At 68.7% G+C, this 17843-nt stretch carries 15 protein-coding genes; 11 read left to right on the top strand and 4 right to left on the bottom strand.

Annotation, left to right across the window (positions count from 1 at the left end):
* The first annotated feature begins 66 nt into the window (after positions 1 to 66).
* From gnpA to HMPREF3165_RS02200, 7 genes are all read left to right on the top strand, one after another.
* Positions 67 to 2277 (top strand): 1,3-beta-galactosyl-N-acetylhexosamine phosphorylase, encoded by a 2211-nt coding sequence (gene gnpA / locus HMPREF3165_RS02230; RefSeq protein ID WP_070510577.1) that lies wholly within the window; start codon positions 67 to 69, stop codon positions 2275 to 2277.
* A gap of 142 nt (positions 2278 to 2419) precedes the next feature.
* Positions 2420 to 3712, top strand: a complete 1293-nt coding sequence (locus HMPREF3165_RS02225) for a type 2 periplasmic-binding domain-containing protein (RefSeq protein ID WP_083303154.1) — start codon at positions 2420 to 2422, stop codon at positions 3710 to 3712.
* A gap of 66 nt (positions 3713 to 3778) precedes the next feature.
* On the top strand, positions 3779 to 4732 hold the full coding sequence (locus HMPREF3165_RS02220) for a carbohydrate ABC transporter permease (protein ID WP_003787199.1): 954 nt from the start codon (positions 3779 to 3781) through the stop codon (positions 4730 to 4732).
* On the top strand, positions 4729 to 5592 hold the full coding sequence (locus HMPREF3165_RS02215; protein WP_070510572.1) for a carbohydrate ABC transporter permease: 864 nt from the start codon (positions 4729 to 4731) through the stop codon (positions 5590 to 5592). Before HMPREF3165_RS02220 ends, HMPREF3165_RS02215 begins: the two co-directional genes overlap by 4 nt.
* A gap of 85 nt (positions 5593 to 5677) precedes the next feature.
* Positions 5678 to 7096, top strand: coding sequence for a phosphoglucomutase/phosphomannomutase family protein (locus HMPREF3165_RS02210; protein ID WP_070510570.1), 1419 nt, complete (start codon positions 5678 to 5680; stop codon positions 7094 to 7096).
* Positions 7097 to 7118: 22 nt separating this feature from the next.
* Positions 7119 to 7961, top strand: coding sequence for a nucleotidyltransferase family protein (locus HMPREF3165_RS02205; RefSeq protein ID WP_070510568.1), 843 nt, complete (start codon positions 7119 to 7121; stop codon positions 7959 to 7961).
* The gene (locus HMPREF3165_RS02200; RefSeq protein WP_256274784.1) at positions 7958 to 9223 is read left to right on the top strand and encodes a galactokinase family protein; all 1266 of its coding nucleotides are present in this window, start codon (positions 7958 to 7960) and stop codon (positions 9221 to 9223) included. Before HMPREF3165_RS02205 ends, HMPREF3165_RS02200 begins: the two co-directional genes overlap by 4 nt.
* Before the next feature lie 19 nt (positions 9224 to 9242).
* Here the strand turns inward: HMPREF3165_RS02200 and HMPREF3165_RS02195 are convergent, their stop codons facing one another.
* Positions 9243 to 10586: an arginine deiminase gene (locus HMPREF3165_RS02195; RefSeq protein WP_070510623.1), complete on the bottom strand. Its 1344-nt coding sequence runs from the start codon at positions 10584 to 10586 to the stop codon at positions 9243 to 9245.
* Between the two features lie 199 nt (positions 10587 to 10785).
* Here HMPREF3165_RS02195 and HMPREF3165_RS02190 point away from each other — a divergent pair, with 199 nt between their 5' ends.
* From HMPREF3165_RS02190 to HMPREF3165_RS02175, 4 genes are all read left to right on the top strand, one after another.
* Positions 10786 to 10980 (top strand): hypothetical protein, encoded by a 195-nt coding sequence (locus tag HMPREF3165_RS02190; protein WP_070510566.1) that lies wholly within the window; start codon positions 10786 to 10788, stop codon positions 10978 to 10980.
* A 536-nt stretch (positions 10981 to 11516) separates the two neighbouring features.
* Positions 11517 to 12305 carry a sensor histidine kinase gene (locus HMPREF3165_RS02185; RefSeq protein WP_256274783.1) on the top strand — a complete coding sequence of 263 codons (789 nt, stop codon included), beginning with the start codon at positions 11517 to 11519 and terminating at the stop codon, positions 12303 to 12305.
* A complete protein-coding gene (locus HMPREF3165_RS02180; protein WP_003787214.1) occupies positions 12298 to 12969 on the top strand; it encodes a response regulator in 672 nt (223 codons plus the stop codon). The genes HMPREF3165_RS02185 and HMPREF3165_RS02180 overlap by 8 nt, the downstream gene beginning before the upstream one ends.
* A 56-nt stretch (positions 12970 to 13025) precedes the next feature.
* Complete coding sequence (locus tag HMPREF3165_RS02175) at positions 13026 to 14105, top strand: 1,4-dihydroxy-2-naphthoyl-CoA synthase (RefSeq protein ID WP_083303153.1); 1080 nt, start codon at positions 13026 to 13028, stop codon at positions 14103 to 14105.
* 384 nt (positions 14106 to 14489) lie between these two features.
* On the opposite strand, the gene HMPREF3165_RS02170 is transcribed toward HMPREF3165_RS02175, so the two are convergent.
* The 3 genes from HMPREF3165_RS02170 to HMPREF3165_RS02160 are packed head-to-tail and all read right to left on the bottom strand — an operon-like array spanning position 14490 to position 17800.
* Entirely contained in the window at positions 14490 to 15425 is a 936-nt protein-coding gene (locus HMPREF3165_RS02170; protein WP_070510562.1) for an anti-sigma factor, read from the bottom strand.
* Positions 15422 to 16054 (bottom strand): sigma-70 family RNA polymerase sigma factor, encoded by a 633-nt coding sequence (locus HMPREF3165_RS02165; protein WP_083303152.1) that lies wholly within the window; start codon positions 16052 to 16054, stop codon positions 15422 to 15424. The genes HMPREF3165_RS02170 and HMPREF3165_RS02165 overlap by 4 nt, the downstream gene beginning before the upstream one ends.
* A gap of 39 nt (positions 16055 to 16093) precedes the next feature.
* Entirely contained in the window at positions 16094 to 17800 is a 1707-nt protein-coding gene (locus HMPREF3165_RS02160; RefSeq protein WP_070510552.1) for a cytochrome c biogenesis protein CcdA, read from the bottom strand.
* Between the last annotated feature and the right edge of the window lie 43 nt (positions 17801 to 17843).

The following is a 17843-nucleotide window of genomic DNA, read 5'->3' as shown; positions in this document are numbered from 1 at the left end:
TAGCGGACGGGCGCCGCATGCTGTAGTTTGTTCGGAGTTCAGACTATTCAGCCCGAAGGAGTGCTGATGTCTTTCCAGACCCAGCCCGCGGCGCCGCTCCCCTCTCAGGCGGGGGGACGCCTCACCCTGCCGATCCAGACCGGCATGGATGAGGAGGTCCGCCGCCTCATCGCCCGCCTGGGCGCCGACGCCGTGCGGAACTCCGACGGCACCGAGTTGCCCGGCATCGTCTCGGATCTGGCCACCAAGGTCTACTCCACCTACTTCGTGGGACGCGGCGACAACGCCTGGGCCGACGCCCACCCCGATGAGGCCACGCGCATCTTCCTCATGTCCGACAGGGTCGCCGCCACTGCCGACGGCCCCGTGAGCATCGACCTGCTGGCCTCCTGGTTCGCCGATCAGGTCCGCCCCGACACCGGCTGCGACGTGACGCGCTGGTGGCAGGCCCACGACCGCACCACCGGTCAGGAGCTGCCCGCCTCCGCGTGGAGCATCGGGGCCGACGGACGCACCGTCACCGTGCACGAGGCCCTCGCCGGGCACGTCTACACCGTCAGCTTCCTGGCGGTCCAGACCTGGGATCCGACCCAGATGTACAACTACCTCACCAACGGCTGGGACGAGGACCCCACGCGCGTCAAGGACAAGCCCTTCGACGTGCGCCACGAGGCCACGTGGTCCCACGTGCGCACCCACCTGAGCGCCTGGCTCACGGAGCACCCCGAGGTGGACGTGGTCCGCTTCACCACCTTCTTCTACCACTTCACCCTCGTCTACGGCGCCGACGCCACCGAGCGCTTCGTCGACTGGTTCGGCTACTCCGCCTCGGTGAGCGTCCCCGCCCTGGAGGCCTTCGAGGAGGAGTACGGCTACCGCCTGACCGCCGAGGACTTCGTCGACGCCGGCTACTACAACTCCCCCTTCCGGGTCCCCACCCGCGCCTTCCGCGACTGGATCGACTTCCAGCAGCGCTTCGTGTGCTCCCGGGTGCGCGAGCTGACCGACGCCGTCCACGCCCAGGGTAAGGAGGCGATGATGTTCCTGGGTGACAACTGGATCGGCACCGAGCCCTACGGCGAGCACTTCGCCAGCACCGGCCTGGACGCCGTCGTCGGCTCGGTCGGATCCGGGGCGACCTGCCGGATGATCGCCGACATCCCGCACGTGCGCTACACCGAGGGTCGGTTCCTGCCGTACTTCTTCCCCGATGTCTTCCACCCGGGGGGCGATCCCGTCTCCGAGGCCAACCGCAGCTGGCTGGAGGCCCGGCGCGCCATCGTGCGCTCCCCCCTGGACCGGATCGGCTACGGCGGCTACCTGTCCCTGGCCGTGGAGCACCCCGACTTCATCGACCGCGTCGAGCAGATCGTCGCGGAGTTCCGCTCCATCCACGAGCGCTCCGCGGGGCGGCGGCCGCTGACCCCCGGCTTCAAGGTCGCGGTCGTCAACTCCTGGGGCCGCCTGCGCTCCTGGATGACGCACATGGTCGCGCACGCGCTGTGGTACCGCCAGACCTACACCTACCTGGGGGTCCTCGAGGCGCTGTCGGGCCTGCCGGTGGACGTGGAGTTCCTGTCCTTCGACGACGTGCGCGCCGGCCTGGCCCCGGACGTGAAGGTCCTCATCTGCGCCGGCGCCGAGGGCACCGCCTTCTCCGGGGGCGAGCAGTGGGCGGATGCCGAGCTGGTGGCCGCGGTCAGCTCCTTCGTGGCCGGCGGCGGCGGCCTCATCGGGGTGGGGGCTCCCAGCGCCCACCCCGCCCACGGGGTCACCTTCCAGCTCGCCGACGTCCTGGGCGTCGACCGGGAGATCGGCTGGGGCCTGAGCACACGCCGTCGGCCTCCCGAGGTGCAGGAGCACTTCATCACCCAGGACCTGACCGGCGGCCTCGACGACGGCGAGGGGACCCCCGACATCGTCGTCACCAGTCCCGCCACCCGGGTTCTCGACGCCGAGGACGGCCAGGTCCGCCTCGCGGTCCACGAGCCGGGTCGGGGCCGGGCGGTGTACGCCACGGGCCTGCCGTACAGCGCCCAGAACTCCCGGCTGCTGCACCGGGCCGTCTTCTGGGCCGCGGGCCGCCAGGAGGAGTTCTCCCAGTGGGCCGCCCTCGACCCCAGGGTGGAGGTGGCCGCCTACCCCGACGGCCGCACCACCCTCGTCATCAACAACTCCCTGGAGCCCGTCACCACGACGGTGCCAACCCCCCAGGGCCCCCGGACGGTCCGTCTGGAGGAAGGAGGGCACCAGTGGCTCACCGCTGCCTCGCAGTGAGCACCCCCGTTCCATATCCACTCTCCGCTCTCGGGCGCGCACCGGCACCAACAGCATCGACGACTCCGCGTCACCGCTCCGCCGCGCCCCCACTCCTTCCGGCAGACGCCGGGCCTTTTCAATGACGAAGAAGGAAACTCCCATGAAGAAACACGCACTGGCCGCCTCGCTGCTCGCCTTCGCGATGCTCACCGCCGGATGCTCGGCCACGACCGGCTCATCCGGCTCGGCCTCCTCCGGCGGCGTCATCCGCTACCTGCACCGCCTGCCCGACGGCGAGGGGATGACGAAGGTCAACGACATCGTGGCCCGCTGGAACGCCGCGCACCCCGACATGAAGGTCGAGGCCACCAAGTTCGACGGCAAGGCCGCGGACATGAACGTCAAGCTGGAGAACGACGTCAAGGCCGGGACCGGCCCCTGCCTGGCCCAGGTCGGCTACGCCGAGATCCCCAAGCTCTACGCCTCCGGCCTGCTCACCGACGTCTCCGCCCAGGCCGAGAAGTACAAGGAGCACTTCTCCGAGGGGTCGATGTCGCTGATGACCGTGGGCAAGACCGTCGTTGGCCTGCCGCAGGACTCCGGCCCACTGGTCTACTTCTACAACAAGGCCGCCTTCGACCAGCTCGGGCTGAAGGTGCCCACGACGAGCGCCGAACTGGCCGAGGTCGCCAAGAAGGCGGCCGAGCAGGGCAAGTACGCCCTGGCCTTCGAGCCCGACGAGGCCCCCAACACCCTGGCGGGCCAGGCAGCCGCGGCCAATGCCCAGTGGTTCAGCGCTGAGAACGACAAGTGGAAGGTCAACGTCTCCAGCCCCGAGACCGCCAAGGTCTCCTCCTTCTGGCAGGGGGTCCTGGACTCCAAGTCGGCCCTCGTGGCCAACCGCTGGGACGACTCCTTCGGCAAGGCGCTGGTCGACCAGCAGCTCATCGGCACCATCGGGGCCGCCTGGGAGGGCGCGCTCCTGGCCGACACCATGAAGGACTCCCCCAATGCCGGGTCCTGGGCGGTCGCCCAGCTGCCCGCCTTCGGTGACAAGGCCATGTCCGGTCCCGACGGCGGCTCGGGCGTGGCCGTCCTCAAGGGCTGCTCCAACCCCGAGGGAGCCATGGCCTTCAACGACTGGTTCAACACCCAGGTCGACGACCTGGCCACCCAGGGACTGGTCCTGACCGCGAAGGCCCCGGTGAAGACCCCGCAGACCATCTCCACCTTCTTCGGAGGCCAGGACGTCTACGCCGAGTTCACCAAGGCCAATGCGGCCGTGAACTCCAAGTTCGGCTTCATGCCGACCTGGCCCTCCCTGGCCGACCCCATGACCAAGGCCGCCGAGGCGGCCGGGAAGGGGACCGGCAAGGTCGATGAGATCTTCCAGGCGGCCCAGAAGACCTCGGTCAGCTCCCTGAAGGACGCCAACCTGCCCGTCGCCGAGTAGGCGATCGAGCACAGCCCACCGGCAGACACAGGCAGCCACCGGCACCACGATCGAAGTGAGAGCATCATGAGCACGACGACAACGACCACGGGCGCATCCGCCATCCGCACCACCTCGCTGCGAAAGCGCAGGGAGGCCCGGGCGGGCATCGGGTTCGTGGCCCCGTTCCTGGCCATGTTCGCCGTCGTCTTCCTCATTCCGATCGTGGTGTCGGTCTACCGGTCCTTCTTCCGCGACGTCGCCTCCGGCTCGGACCTCTACGGCGGCGGGGAGAAGGTGAGCACCTTCGTGGGCCTGGACAACTACGTCCAGGCGGCGGGACAGCCCGCCTTCTGGAAGGGACTGGGGCGGGTCCTGCTGTTCGGCGTGGTCCAGGTCCCGGTCATGATCCTGGCGGCCCTCGCCCTGGCACTGGTGCTCGACTCCCTCCTGGTCAAGCGGGTGACGGTCTTCCGCCTGGGCTTCTTCCTGCCCTACGCGATCCCCGGGATCGTGGCCGCGATCATGTGGCTCTACATGTACAACCCCAGCTTCTCCCCCATCAATGAGCTGCTGGGACTGGTGGGTCTCAAGGTGGACTTCTTCGGTCGCAGCATCATCCTGTGGTCGATGGCCAACATCACGACGTGGACCTTCACCGGGTACAACATGCTCATCTTCCTGGCGGCGCTGCAGTCCGTGCCCCGCGAGCTCTACGAGGCCGCCCGCATCGACGGGGCCACCGGCTGGCAGATCGTCCGGCGTATCAAGATCCCCATGGTTCGTTCCGCCTCGCTGCTGGCGGTCCTGCTCTCCATCATCGGGACGGTGCAGCTGTTCAACGAACCCACTGTTCTCTACAGCCAGAACCAGTGGATGGGGCTGGACTACACGCCAATGATGATGGCCTACAACTCGATGACCGGTGCGCTCTCACCGTCCGGCTCGGGGCCGGCCTCGGCGATCTCCGTCCTCATCGCCCTGGTGGCCGGCGTCCTGGCCGCCCTCTACGCCCTCGTGCAGAACAGGATCGACAAGTGAAGCCCACCGACACTCCTCGTTCGCTGCGCCCGTCGGTGCCCGCACGGGCCGTGACCATCGCGGTCCTGGTCATCGTCCTGGCCTACATGCTCGGCCCGGTCTACTGGCTCATCGTCTCCTCCACCAAGTCCAACTCCGACCTGCTGACCACCTCCGGGTGGTGGTTCTCTGGACGCAACAGCTTCTCCACCAACTACAGCGCGCTCATGAGCTGGACCCAGGGGCTCTTCTGGCGCTGGATCCTCAACTCCCTGCTCTACTCGACCGTCGCCGGGGTGCTGGGCACGCTGCTGTCGGTGGCCGCCGGCTACGGCCTGGCGAAGTTCGAGTTCGCGGGCCGGGGCGCCGTCCAGGTCGTCATCCTCTCCGGCCTGCTCATGCCCATCGCGCTGCTGACCATTCCGCTGTACCTGGTCCTCGACGCCGTGCACCTGACCAACACCGTCTGGTCGATCATTCTGCCGTGCTCGGTCAGCCCCTTCGGGGTCTTCCTGGGCCGCGTCTACGCCGACTCCTCGGTGCCCAACGAGATCATCGACTCCGCCCGCATCGACGGGGCCAGCGAGATCCGTATCTTCTTCACCATCGTGCTGCGGCTGCTCGCACCGGCGATGGTGACCATCTTCCTGTTCATCTTCGTGGCCACCTGGAACAACTTCTTCCTGCCGCTGATGACCATCAACTCCGCCGAGCTCAAGCCCGTCACCCTGGGGCTCTACGGCATGTCGACCTACTTCAACCCCCAGTACGGGGCGCTCCTCCAGGGCGCTCTCCTGGGTGTCATCCCCCTGATCGTGCTGTTCCTGGGCCTGCAGCGCTTCTGGCAGTCCGGCCTGGCGGCCGGCGCCGTCAAGGGCTGAGCCCCAGCAGCACCTTCCCTCACCACACCCCTATCCACCTCGCCGCCCCGTCCCGGGCAACGGCACCTCCGCAGAGGAACCCCCCATGATCCACTTCGGCACCGGCGGCTGGAGAGCCGTGATCGGCGACGAGTTCACCCGCGCCAATGTCAGGCTCCTGACCCAGGGGCTGGCCAACCGCATCCTGAAGGAGGGCACGGCCGAACAGGGCGTCGTCATCGGCTACGACCGTCGCTTCCTGTCCGATACCGCCGCCTGGTGGGCCATTGAGGTGCTCGTCGGCAACGGCATCCGGGTCACCCTCATCGACCGCCCCTCCCCGACCCCCACCACCATGTGGACGGTGCGCCGTTTGGGGGCCGCCTACGGGATGGCCGTGACCGCCTCCCACAATCCGGCCCTGTACAACGGCATCAAGATCTTCCTGCCCGGCGGCCGCGACGCCGACCTGGCGGTCACTGACGAGCTCACCGCCTCCCTGCGGGACCTGACCGACGCGGCCGTGCGCAGCGTCGAGCCACATGAGGCCCGCTCCAGCGAGCTCGTCACCATCCAGCGCTCCATCAACTGGTACCTGGACGCCATCATCGACAAGCTCGACACCGAGACCATCCGCCACGCCCACATGCACATCGTGCTGGACCCGATGTTCGGGGTCTCCGAGACAAGCCTGCAGACGATCCTGCTGACCGCCCGCTGCCAGGTGGACGTCATCCACGACCGCCACGACCCGCTGTTCGGGGGCCGCATGCCCTCACCCACCGAGGGGACCGTCACCACCCTGCGCAACGCCGTCGTCGATTCCGGTGCGGACCTGGGCATCGCCACCGACGGGGACGCGGACCGCCTGGGCATCATCGACGACACCGGCGCCTACCTCACCCCCAACCAGGTCCTGGTCCTGCTCTACGACTACCTGCTGACCCGCAAGGGGTGGAGCGGTCCGGCCGTGCGCAACATGTCCACCACTCACCTGCTGGATCGTGTCGCGGCCGCCCACGGGCAGGTCTGCTACGAGGTGCCCGTCGGCTTCAAGTGGATCAGCGCCAAGATGGCCGAGACCGGGGCCGTCATCGGGGGCGAGTCCTCCGGGGGCCTGACCGTGCGCGGTCACATTCCCGGCAAGGACGGGGTCTACGCCGGCTCGCTGCTGGTGGAGGCGGTGGCGGCCTCAGGCAAGCGGCTCTCCGAGCTCTACGCCGACATCGTGGCCCGGTACGGTGAGCTCGTCATGGTGGAGAACGCCTACGGCTTCACCTGCGAGCGGCGCGCCGAGCTTGAGGAGCGCATCTTCGGGGCTCACGACCTGCCCGACTTCACCCACGATGTCGAGCGCGTCTCGTGGGAGGACGGCTGCAAGGTCTACTTCACCTGCGGCGGCTGGGTGACGATCCGCTTCTCGGGGACCGAGCCGCTCCTGCGGGTCTTCGCCGAGATGCCCACCGGTGACGAGGCCCGGGCCACCGCGGCCGCCGTCGCGAGCCACTACGGCCTGGATGCCTGAGACGGGTAGGAGGAAGGAACCCATGACAGACGCGATCACTGAGACGGTGGGCGGCGCGGCGGAGCACACCCGTGTCGCCGTCGTCCTGGCCCGGGGCCTGGGCACACGCATGCGGGCGAGCAGCCCGGCCGGCTCCGGCCTGACCTCCCAGCAGGCCACGGCCGCGGCCAGCGGCTACAAGGCCCTCATGCCCATCGGCGAGCACCGGCTCATCGACTACAGCCTCTCGGCCCTGGTCGACGCCGGGATCGAGCGGGCCGTCCTGGTCGTGGGACCCGAGCACGAGGACTTCCGCCGCCACCTCGACTCCCTGGAGCTCACCCGGCTCACGATCGACCTGGCCGTCCAGGTCATCCCCTTGGGGACGGCCGACGCCGTCCTGTCCGCCGAGGCGGCCGTGGACGGGGAGCCCTTCCTCATGGTCAACGGGGACAACTACTACCCCCGTCAGGTGCTGCGCGACCTGGCCCGCCACCGGAGCAACGCCCTGGCCGGCTTCGACCGTGCCGCCCTGGTGGCCGAGTCCAACATCCCCGCCGAGCGGATCGCCGCCTTCGCCCTCGTGCGCGCCCGCGACGGGGCGCTGGAGGAGATCGTGGAGAAGCCCTCAACGGAGGTGGTCCGGGCCGCCGGGCCCCACGCCCCGGTGTCAATGAACGCCTTCCGGTTCACCCCGGAGATCTTCACCGCCTGCCGCCGCATCACCCCCTCGCCGCGCGGCGAGCTGGAGATCGTCGACGCCGTGCGCGCCCTACCCGGTCCGGTCTCGGTCCTCCCTGCGACCGGTGGGGTCCTGGACCTGTCGCGGCGCGAGGACATCGCCGAGGTCGAGGCCCGCCTGTCCGGGACGGAGGTGTCGCTGTGAGCCGGGAGACGCAGGGGGCGTTGAGTGAGGCGCCCGAGGAGACCGCCTGGCGGGTGCCCGGGCGCGTCGAGGTGCTGGGCAAGCACACCGACTACGCCGGCGGCTCGGTCCTGGTCGGCGCCGTCGACCGGGCGATCACGGCGCGGGCGCGTCGCGTGGCGGGGCCGCCGGGGTCCCTGACCGCCACCACGGACTGCGGCGATCCGGTGACCCTGCGCGCCGGGGTGGACCCGGGCCTGGAGGCGGGCCACTGGGGCCGCTACCTTCAGACGGTGCTGGACCGCCTCACCCTCAACTTCGGGGCGGGAGCCGCGGCCCACCTGTCCCTCTCCTCGGACCTGCCGCCGGCCTCCGGGATGAGCTCGTCCTCCGCACTGGTGTGCGCCACGGCCCTGGCCCTGGCCTCCCTCAATGGCTGGGACGAGGATCCCCGGTGGGTCGAGTCGATGCCCGACCGGCTGTCCCTGGCCGGCTACCTCGCCGCCGTGGAGGGCGGACGGGCGTGGCGGGACCTGCCGGGGACCAGCGGGGTGGGCACCCGCGGCGGGAGCGAGGACCACACCGGTATGCTGTGCGGCGCCCAGGACCGGCTGCTCCTGGCCGGATTCGACCCGATGCGCATCGATCAGACCATCTCCTTCCCCACCCAGTGGGCGCTCGTCGTCGGCGTGAGCGGGGTGCTGGCCCACAAGACCGGTGCGGCCCTGGAGGACTACAACCGCGGGCCGAGCACCGTCCAGACGGTGCTGGCCAGGTGGAATGAGACCACCGGACGCACTGACGCCTCCCTGGCCGGCGCGGTCAGACACCTGATCGGGGAGGCCACCGGCGAGCAGGCGGCCGGCGACCCGGCCCTGAAGGAGCTGCTGGGGCTGTGCGATCCCGGCTACGAGAGGCAGCGCATCGAGCAGTTCCTCACCGAGTCCCTCGTCCTGGTTCCCACCGGTGCCCGGATGATCGCCGCGGCCGACCCGGACGTGGGTGAGGTCCTCCGGCGCTCCCAGGAGCTGGCTGACCGCGGCCTGGGCAACCAGGTGCCGCAGACCCGGCTCATGGTGTCGTTGGCCCGCCAGGCGGGCGCCATTGGCGCCTCCTCCTTCGGCGCCGGGTGGGGCGGGTCGGTGTACGCCCTGGTGCGGGCCGATGAGGCCGAGACCTTCGCCGCGCAGTGGCTCGGGGCCTACCGGGACCGCGAGCCGGGCGCCGAGCAGGCCGCGGTGATCGTCACCAGGCCGGGGCCGGGGGCGTGCCGGCTGTCCTGAGCGCCCTGACCGGCCGGGTTCACACCGCGTCGCGGGTGACGGGGCAGGTCATGCAGTGCGAGCCGCCGCGGCCGCGCACGAGCTCGACGCCGGGGGTCTCGACGACCTCGATGCCGGCCTTGCGCAGGGCGTCGTTGGCGCGCTGGTTGTGGGCGTAGCCGATGACGCGCCCGGGGGCCAGGGCCACGACGTTGCAGGAGTCCCGGGCGAGTTCGCGCAGGGCCTCGGCCTCGTCGGAGGCGCCGGGGCTGATGACACGGAAGGAGTCGATGCCGGCGGCGCGGGCGAGGACCGCATCCATCTGAGAGCCCTCGTGGACCGTCACCTGGAGGGAGCGTCCAGCCGCTGCGGGCTCGACCTCCACAGTGGTGACCTCGGTGAAGCCGGGGAAGCGCAGGTAGGTGTCGGGGCTAACCATCGTCATGAGGGTGTCCAGGTGCATGACGGCCTCGAGCTGGGTGTAGAAGGCGGCGTCGGGCATGTGGACGCCGATGACGCGGTCGGCCACGCCGGAGGCGAAGAGCTGGGAGGCCAGGCGCTCCACGCCGGCGGCGGTGGAGCGGTGGGTCAGGCCCATGACGAGGGTCCGGTTGCCCAGGATCTGGAAGTCGCCGCCCTCGATGGTTGAGGCGGCCGAGACCCGCCCCACCTCGCGCCACAGGCGGGCATTCGGGTCATCGGAGCCGGCGAGCTCGGCCAGGCGCGGGCCGAAGGCCGGGTGGTAGCGGTAGACGGCCTCATAGCCGATGGCCTCACGACGGCGCGGCTCCAGGGCCATGGAGTTGACCGAGACCCCGCCGTAGAGCCAGGCCGACGCGTCGCGGGTGAAGAGCAGGTTGGGCAGGGGGGTGACGACGAACGGCCCCTCCAGGGTGGACAGGTAGGTGGAGGAGAACAGGTCGCGCCCCTCGGAGGAACTGAGGCGCTCACGCAGCTCGGTGCGGGTGATGCCGCTCAGGAGCACCTCGGCGAGGTCGGCCTCGGGCAGGGACTGGAAGTAGTCGATGAGCAGCTCGGAGGCGGAGACGCCGACGACGTCGGGGCCGACGGCCTCGTCCAGGACCAGCCGGCGGGCCTCGGGGACGGCCAGGACCTCGGTGAACAGCTCGCGGAAGTCGTGGACGATGACGCCCTCGGAGCGCAGGATCGCGGTGAAGGCGTCGTGCTCGGCCTGGGCCCGGGGGATGTTGAGGGCGTCGTCGAAGAGCAGGGAGTCGGCGTTGATGGGGGTCAGGCGGGCGATCTCCCCACCGGGACGGTGGACGATCACCTCGCGCAGGGCGCCGGTCTCGGAGTCGATTCGCCCTCCGCCCTCGGCCACGGGAACGAAGGGACGGCTGGCGGTCGCACCGGTCTGTGTCATGGACCCAGAGTAGTCGGAGGAGGTCAGGGGCGTCTCCGCCCGGTCGCCGGGAATGGTCCGCGCCATCGCCGTCGCCCACCATCGGCTGGTTTTGTTGAGCGGAGAATCAACCGGGACGGCGAAGAACGCAGTTGGCGCAAACCACAGGAATGGTAAGATAAATTGTTCATAACACCCCCTTGAGACAGGAGTTCCCTCCATGAAATCTGTTGTCCGCATCTCCCTTGTCGCCCTCCTCATGGCGGGCTTCGCCGCGCCGGCCAGCGCCGCGCCGGCCACCGCCCCCGCACGGCACGACGACTCGGCAAGCACCTTCGGGAAGCCCTTCTACGACTTCTGCGTCTTCCCACCCTCCATCTTGTGCGACAGGTCAAAGAACCGCTGGTACTCCTGAGAAGCATCTCCGTCGCCATCCCTAAGCCCACCTCTTAGGGATGGCGACGTCTTTCCTCAACCATGCACTCGAGACAAGCCCCAACCACAGCCTCAGCGCCCGCCTCAAGAACCATGCAGAACGGCAGTTTACTCTCACGACTCTGGATGCGACACCAGAGGATTTTGCCGCACCTGAGGCGAGCCACTCTCATTTCATTCATCATCCCCCTCATCCTTTTGGATGCCTTCACCTACATCACCCTCAGAGATGACGTAAGTGCAATAATTATCGGGGAAATATTTCAGACACTCTCGTTCCTTCCGTACGTCTACACAAAAGATCGGCGAGTCGGAGTAGCCATTTTCTCCATAGCACTCCTCATCATCTTTTACGTTGCGGGATCGCGCCTGGTGTGGGCATGGATTCTTACATACGTCATAGTCGCCGACCTCACGGCAGCAAGAAAATCCAAACTCGCCCTCATTCAGCTCTCCGCATTCCTTCTGGCGCAACTCATTGCGGGAATACCACTCCTTCCCGTGACATTTTGGACAATGTTCTGGGGAATCCTGTCCGCCTCCTTCGGAGTCCTGATCCGCAACACCAAAGACCGCTTGGAGGAGATGCAGCGGGAGGCGGAGCGTTCCAAGGAGATCGCCGCCGAGCTCATTCAGCAGCTACGCCGCGATATCGCCGACAGCCTCCATGACGACCTGGCCGCCGACCTCACCCGTATGCTTATCATCTCCCGCTCCATCAGGCTTCCCCATGGCGATGATCGCGACCGCATCCTCGACCTCCAGGACCGGACCCAGCAGGCCCTCGCCCACCTGCGCCTGCTCATCCACAACCTCGCCGTCTCCCAGGGGCCGCCCAAGGAGGAGCCCACTCTCCAGGAGATCATCGACTCCAGCGCCTCCACGCTGGCGCAGCGCGAGATCGTTCTGGACGCCGACCTCGATGGCATCGAGAGGATTCCGACGCTGCATCGCTCCGAGCCCGGCCGGCTCCTGGTCGCCTTCATCCGCGAGAACACCCTCAACGCCCTCAAGTACAACTTCCCCCACGACCTCGTCTCCCTCGTCGTGGAGCAGGAGCAGGACACCCTCTTCATCAGCTTCAGCTCACCCTGGCACGATCAGAAGGTGCCTGAGGAGATGCACGGGGGGTACGGTTTATGGGCCCTCCAGGACCGGTTCGAGAATGCCGGGGGTTCCTTGAGCTCAAACCGGATCGGAGCCTCCTGGACCGTTCTCGCCAGTCTTCCCTGGAACGATATCGCCACACCAACCACTAATGCGAGATCCCTCATGTCGCCACCGGACGGAGCCGCTTATGCCTAGCCACACACTGCGTTCCCTGCGAGTCCTCATCGTCGATGACGACCCGCTCATTCGCACCACCTTCGCCGAACAGCTCGACTCGCAGCGGGCCATTACCGTCGTCGCCGCCGCCTCCGGCGGACGACAGGCCATCAGCCTGCTCATGACCGGGCAGCAGCCCATCGACGTCGTCCTGCTGGACAGCGACATGCCGGATATGGACGGAGCCCAGACCGCGAGAGCGATCTATGAGCGCTTCCCCCGGATGCCCATTGTCATGTTCACCGTCTTCAGTCGTGACGAAATGCTCGCCGAGGCCCTGGCCGAGGGAGTCAACGGCTTCATCACCAAGGACGAGAGCACCGAGAACGTCGCTGCGGCGCTGCTGCGCGCCAGCCGCGGCGAGCCCGTCATGTCCTCGCGCCCCACGAAGATGCTCGTCAGCGCCTACCAGTCCGAACAGAAGCGCGCCACCGCGGAGGCCCGCATCCAGGAGCTGGTCAACGAGCTGCCACCCCGCCTGAGAGACATCTACACCTGTCTCCTGGAGGGACTGACCAACCGGCGCATCGCCCGCAAGCTCGGCATCTCTGAGAACACCGTGCGCATCTACGTCTCCGAGGTCCTCCACCGCCTCGGCCACACCTCACGTACCGAGCTCATCGCCGCTGCCCTGGGGAACTAGGGGGCGACGGCGACTGCTTCGGGCACCCTGAGCCTCGCCGGCCCTACGCTGAGGCCATGAACGCCACCACCGCCCACCCGTTGCCGCGCCGAGTCTCAGAGATCTTCTCCCCCGACCGCTGGCGGGAGGTGTCCGGTTTCCCCCACGCCGAGGCCGGCACGGAACCCTCCCAGCAGCAGGCGGAGGCCCTGACGGACATCACCTACCACAGGGGCTGCGTCCGAGACGAGCACGGCACCTGGCTCCGAGACCTGCCGGTGGTCCGAGTGGCCTTCAACCGGCCCGAGGTCCGTAACGCCTTCCGCCCCCGCACCGTCGATGAGCTCTACCGGGTCCTGGACCACGCGCGCATGAGCGGCGACGTCGGCGCCGTCATCCTCACCGGCAACGGCCCCTCGCCGCGCGACGGCGGCTGGGCCTTCTCCTCCGGCGGCGACCAGCGCATCCGCGGCCGGGACGGCTACCGCTACGAGCGGGAGGCCTCACCGCAGTCCCCAACGGCCGCCGGCGAGCCTGAGGACCGCGCCTACAGCCACGAGGCCGACGTCGCCGCCGCCCAGGCCCGCCTCGACACCGCACGGGCCGGCCGGCTCCACATCCTGGAGGTTCAGCGCCTCATCCGCACCATGCCCAAGGCCGTCATCGCCGCCATCCCGGGCTGGGCCGCCGGCGGCGGTCACAGCCTCAACGTCGTGTGCGACCTGTCGCTGGCCTCGATCGAGCACGCGCGCTTCAAGCAGACCGACGCCGATGTCGGCAGCTTCGACGCCGGCTACGGCTCCGCGCTCCTGGCCCGGCAGGTCGGGGACAAGCGGGCCCGCGAGATCTTCTTCCTGGCCCGCACCTACGACGCCGTCACCGCCGAGCGCTGGGGCGTCGTCAATGAGGCGGTCCCCCACGCCGAGCTCGAGGAACGAGCCCTGGAGTACGCGGCCACCGTGGCGGGCAAGTCCCCGCAGGCCATCCGCATGCTCAAGCTCGCCTTCAACCTGGCCGACGACGGCCTGGCCGGCCAGCAGGTCTTCGCCGGCGAGGCCACACGCCTGGCCTATATGACCGACGAGGCCGTGGAGGGGCGCGACGCATTCCTCCAGCGCCGCACTCCCGACTGGTCGCCCTTCCCGTACTACTTCTGACCCGGAGCCGCCACCACGACCACATATGAGGGACCAGGCGCGATATATCGAGGGCATTCAGAATCGTGGTGAGAACTGTGGCGAGTATCGAAATGAAGAAAACGATCTCAATGGGGATCACACCTTCGAGATTCTCCACCGATTCCCGCCGGAGTCGGAAATAGAAGTGCGCATTGGTGTCCTCTCATCGCGGCGATGACCGACCTCGTCGCCCGCCACATCCGCCCAGCCTCAGGAAACCGCGGAATGACGGGAATTCACCCGAGAGGTACTGACGTCCGTCAGCATCATGGCCAGCACCTCGCGGGTGACTTTACTGTTACATACATCACGATTCAGGTGCTCGTGTCGCCCCAGTTCACCGCGCCCCACCCCAGTCCACCGCTAGGCGGAGTCTCCGGTGGGACCGGTCGAGGACGTGGGGCTCGGCGAACCGGTGGCGGCGCCGGACCGGCCGGCGTCCTCACTCACTCGCAGGGTGACCAGGGGCGGCGTCGTCGGTTGGGCCGATCCTCCGGCCGGCTCCATGGTGATGACGATCTGCTGGCCGGGCTTGGGCATGACGTCCAGGAAGGAGAAGCCGGCCCCGTCCCGGGGGTCGTAGACGCCGAGCGAGGTGGTCGTGTCCCCCTCCTTGAGCCAGACCTGGAGGCTGCGCCCACTGGCGGACTCCTTCATGGCGGCCGGCAGGGTCAGCGCGGTCATGCTCATGTCCCGGGACCAGGTGAGGGTCGCGACGTGCCCGTCGGGCATCGTGTCGGTGACCCGCTGGACGTCCTGGGCCTGGTTGAGGTGGGCGTAGTGCTGGGTCGACGCCATGGAGCTCGCCATGGAGTCCATGGCCTCATCGACCGCGCCCCGCACGCTCCAGCGCCCCACACCGATACCGACACCGAGCAGGACCACGGCCGCGGCCGCCCGCAGCAGGCCGGTGCGCCAGGCCGAGCGGCGACGGCGGTGCGCATCGAGACTGAGGACCTCAGAGTCCACCGAGTCGCCATCACTGTCGCCATCACTGCCACTGTTGCTGCCGCCGACAGCGTCGCGGTCGCCGGCTTCCTCCTCCGCGGTGCCGTCGGTCTGGTCGACGCGTTCCGTCTGAGGCTCGCGCGCAATGGCCTCCAGAAGGGAGGCGCGGATCGCTGCCGGCGGGCCCACGGGCTGCAGTGAGGCCCCCAGCAGGGCGGCCGTCTCCGAGTCGAGCTCGTCGTCGAAGTACTCGACGTCGTCTCCACTCTGCGTGTCATCGAGACCCTTGGTGCCCTGCGCATCGGCGTCACCGTTGATGGCGTCCTCGTGAGTGTCGTCGCGGTCGCTCATGACTGCACCCCCAGCTCTCGTCGTAACCGTGCCATTCCATCCCTGATGCGGGTTTTGACCGTTCCCAGCGGCGTGCCCGTGCGGCGGGCGATCTCGCGGTGGGTCAGGCCCGTGAAGTAGGCGAGCTCAATGGTGGAACGGTAGGGCTCCCCCACCGCCTCGAGCGCCCGGTGCACCTGTTCGCCCACGAGTCTGTCCTCGACCTGCTGAACCGTCTGGTCGACGTCGGGCATGTAGTCACGCCAGCGGCTCTCCCGCTCCCGGGAGGACTGGGAGGAGCGGACCCGGTCGATGGCCCGGCGCCTGGCCATGGTCACCAGCCAGGCCCGGACGCTGCCCCGCGCCGGGGAGTAGGAGCCGGCCGTGCGCCACACCTCGAGGAAGACCTCCTGGAGGACCTCCTCGCTCTGGGCGCGATCGACGACGATCTGGAGGATCAGCGCGAACAGCCGAGAGGACCAGGCGTCGTAGAGGCGGGCGAAGGCGTCGGCGTCACCGTCGGCCACCTGCGCGATCCATTCTCCCTCCGAGCCAGCACAACTGTTACGTGTCACAGGGGAATGGTAGGCCAGACCGCGGGTGGAGACGGTGCGCGTCCCGGTCCGCGCCTCCAGCGTCGCCAGGCTCATCGCACCGTCTCCTGAGTCATGTCCGCTCTCACCGCCAGGTCACCCGAAGGTGAAGGAGTAGAGCTGCAGTCCGGGCGAGGCCTCCAGCTCGAGCTCGCCCGATCCCACCTCCTCGCTGTGGACCAGCTCCATCCCGTTGGGCACGCCGGAGACGTGGGTGGTGCGGGTCTTCCCGTTGACCGTCCAGGTCAGGTCCCCCTCGCCGGAGACGACGAGGTTGACCTGCTTACCGCGGTAGGACAGGCGCAGGCGGCCCTTGCCCTCGGTCGGGGTGATGGACTGCGGCTCCACTGTCCACGTGCCGTCCAGGGCGAAGGTGTCGGCCTGGAGCCGGGAGGGGAAGGAGAAGGTGTGCTGTCCCTTGTCGAGGGTCCCCTGGGCGAAGCCGGAGGCCCGGTCGGAGCCCAGGTAGGTCTCGGGGGTGCGGGGGCTGTTCGTACCGGCGTCGTCCTTCGCCTCGGAGAAGACGGGGGCGGGGAGGGTCACCTTCGGGTTGGCCTGCATGAGCAGCTCGCGGACGAGCTTCTCCGTGGCCGCCTCCCCGCCCTCTCCGACATGGGTCTGGCGGACGTTGCCCTGAGCATCGGCCAGGTAGTGGGCGGGCCAGTAGTGATTGTCGAAGTTGGTCCAGGTGGTCAGGTTGGAGTCGACGGCCACGGGGTAGGTGATGCCGAGGCGCTTGACGCCGCCACGCACGTTGTCCACCTCCTTCTCGAAGGCGTACTCCGGGGAGTGGACGCCGATCACCTGCAGGCCGGAGGCGGCATAGGTCTCGTAGAGCTTCTCGACGCCGGGGACCGAGCGCTGGCAGTTGATGCACGAGTAGGCGAAGAAGTCGACCAGGGTGACCTTGCCGGCGCGGCTCTGCTGGGTCAGGGGCTGGTCGCCGGGCGTGTTGATCCAGGCCACTGCGCCGTCGATGGCAGGGAGGGGGCCGCAGTCACCGAGAGTGGCGGCTCCGGGACGGCAGGGACCGGATGCGGAGTCGCCGTGGAGGAGGTCGTCGGTGCGGGCCTGAAGGGAGGCGGTGTAGTCGGGCAGGCGGCGCTGGAGAGCGGCCGGGGCGTCCAGAACCAGGGCCACGGCCAACCCGAGCATGACGACGCCGGCGGTGACGCGGATGGCGCGCTGGCGGGTGCGGAAGGCCTGAATCCTCTCCGTGATACCGCGTCCGGCCAGGGCGAAGGCCAGCAGCGGGATCGCTGTGCCAACGGCGAAGGACACGGCCAGGGCGACGGTATCGGCGCCAATCCTCCCGGTGGCTCCCGCGACAGCGACGGCCGCCAGGACCGGGCCCGCGCAGGGCACGTACGCAGCCCCCAGGACCAGGCCCAGAAGGAAGCCGTTGGAGGGGTTCTTCGAGCCGCCGAAGCGCTGGAAGCGCGCGAAGGGGCGCTCGAGGATCTCCATGACCTTCGGGACCATCATGCCCAGACCGATCAGGGCGAGCATGACGATACCGATCCAGCGGATGAGGTCCTGCGGCAGGTGGAGCAGGCTCAGCACGGTCGATCCGAGGAGCGTGAAGACCGTGAAACTGACCACAAGGCCGGTTACCACGAGGTAGGGGTGGAAGCGGGAGGCGAAGCCGCCGTCGGCCCCCTTGTCATCGCCGCCATCACCGCGTGCGCCCTGTGCTCCTGCGGAGAGGAGGATGACGGGGAGCACGGGAAGAACGCACGGGGAGATACCCGTGATGAGCCCTCCCAGCAGCCCGATGGCCACCAGACTCGAGACGGTTGTCACGATACTTCACCCTTTCGGTCAGTTTCTTGTTGCTAGTCTCGAA

The sequence above is a fragment of the Actinomyces sp. HMSC08A09 genome, assembly GCF_001807465.1.
GTDB lineage: Bacteria > Actinomycetota > Actinomycetes > Actinomycetales > Actinomycetaceae > Actinomyces > Actinomyces oris.
Note: the sequence above shows the minus strand (reverse complement) of the source record. Positions and strands in the feature narration are given on the sequence as shown.

What these genes read in the sequence shown, in the direction of transcription:
- HMPREF3165_RS02190 (WP_070510566.1), top strand. Translation starts at nt 10,786, where the DNA reads ATGAAATCTGTTGTCCGCATCTCCCTTGTCGCCCTCCTCATGGCGGGC.
- HMPREF3165_RS02220 (WP_003787199.1), top strand. Translation starts at nt 3,779, where the DNA reads ATGAGCACGACGACAACGACCACGGGCGCATCCGCCATCCGCACCACC.
- HMPREF3165_RS02170 (WP_070510562.1), bottom strand. Translation starts at nt 15,425, where the DNA reads ATGAGCGACCGCGACGACACTCACGAGGACGCCATCAACGGTGACGCC.
- HMPREF3165_RS02180 (WP_003787214.1), top strand. Translation starts at nt 12,298, where the DNA reads ATGCCTAGCCACACACTGCGTTCCCTGCGAGTCCTCATCGTCGATGAC.
- HMPREF3165_RS02205 (WP_070510568.1), top strand. Translation starts at nt 7,119, where the DNA reads ATGACAGACGCGATCACTGAGACGGTGGGCGGCGCGGCGGAGCACACC.
- gnpA (WP_070510577.1), top strand. Translation starts at nt 67, where the DNA reads ATGTCTTTCCAGACCCAGCCCGCGGCGCCGCTCCCCTCTCAGGCGGGG.
- HMPREF3165_RS02165 (WP_083303152.1), bottom strand. Translation starts at nt 16,054, where the DNA reads ATGAGCCTGGCGACGCTGGAGGCGCGGACCGGGACGCGCACCGTCTCC.
- HMPREF3165_RS02210 (WP_070510570.1), top strand. Translation starts at nt 5,678, where the DNA reads ATGATCCACTTCGGCACCGGCGGCTGGAGAGCCGTGATCGGCGACGAG.
- HMPREF3165_RS02225 (WP_083303154.1), top strand. Translation starts at nt 2,420, where the DNA reads ATGAAGAAACACGCACTGGCCGCCTCGCTGCTCGCCTTCGCGATGCTC.
- HMPREF3165_RS02185 (WP_256274783.1), top strand. Translation starts at nt 11,517, where the DNA reads ATGTTCTGGGGAATCCTGTCCGCCTCCTTCGGAGTCCTGATCCGCAAC.
- HMPREF3165_RS02195 (WP_070510623.1), bottom strand. Translation starts at nt 10,586, where the DNA reads ATGACACAGACCGGTGCGACCGCCAGCCGTCCCTTCGTTCCCGTGGCC.
- HMPREF3165_RS02175 (WP_083303153.1), top strand. Translation starts at nt 13,026, where the DNA reads ATGAACGCCACCACCGCCCACCCGTTGCCGCGCCGAGTCTCAGAGATC.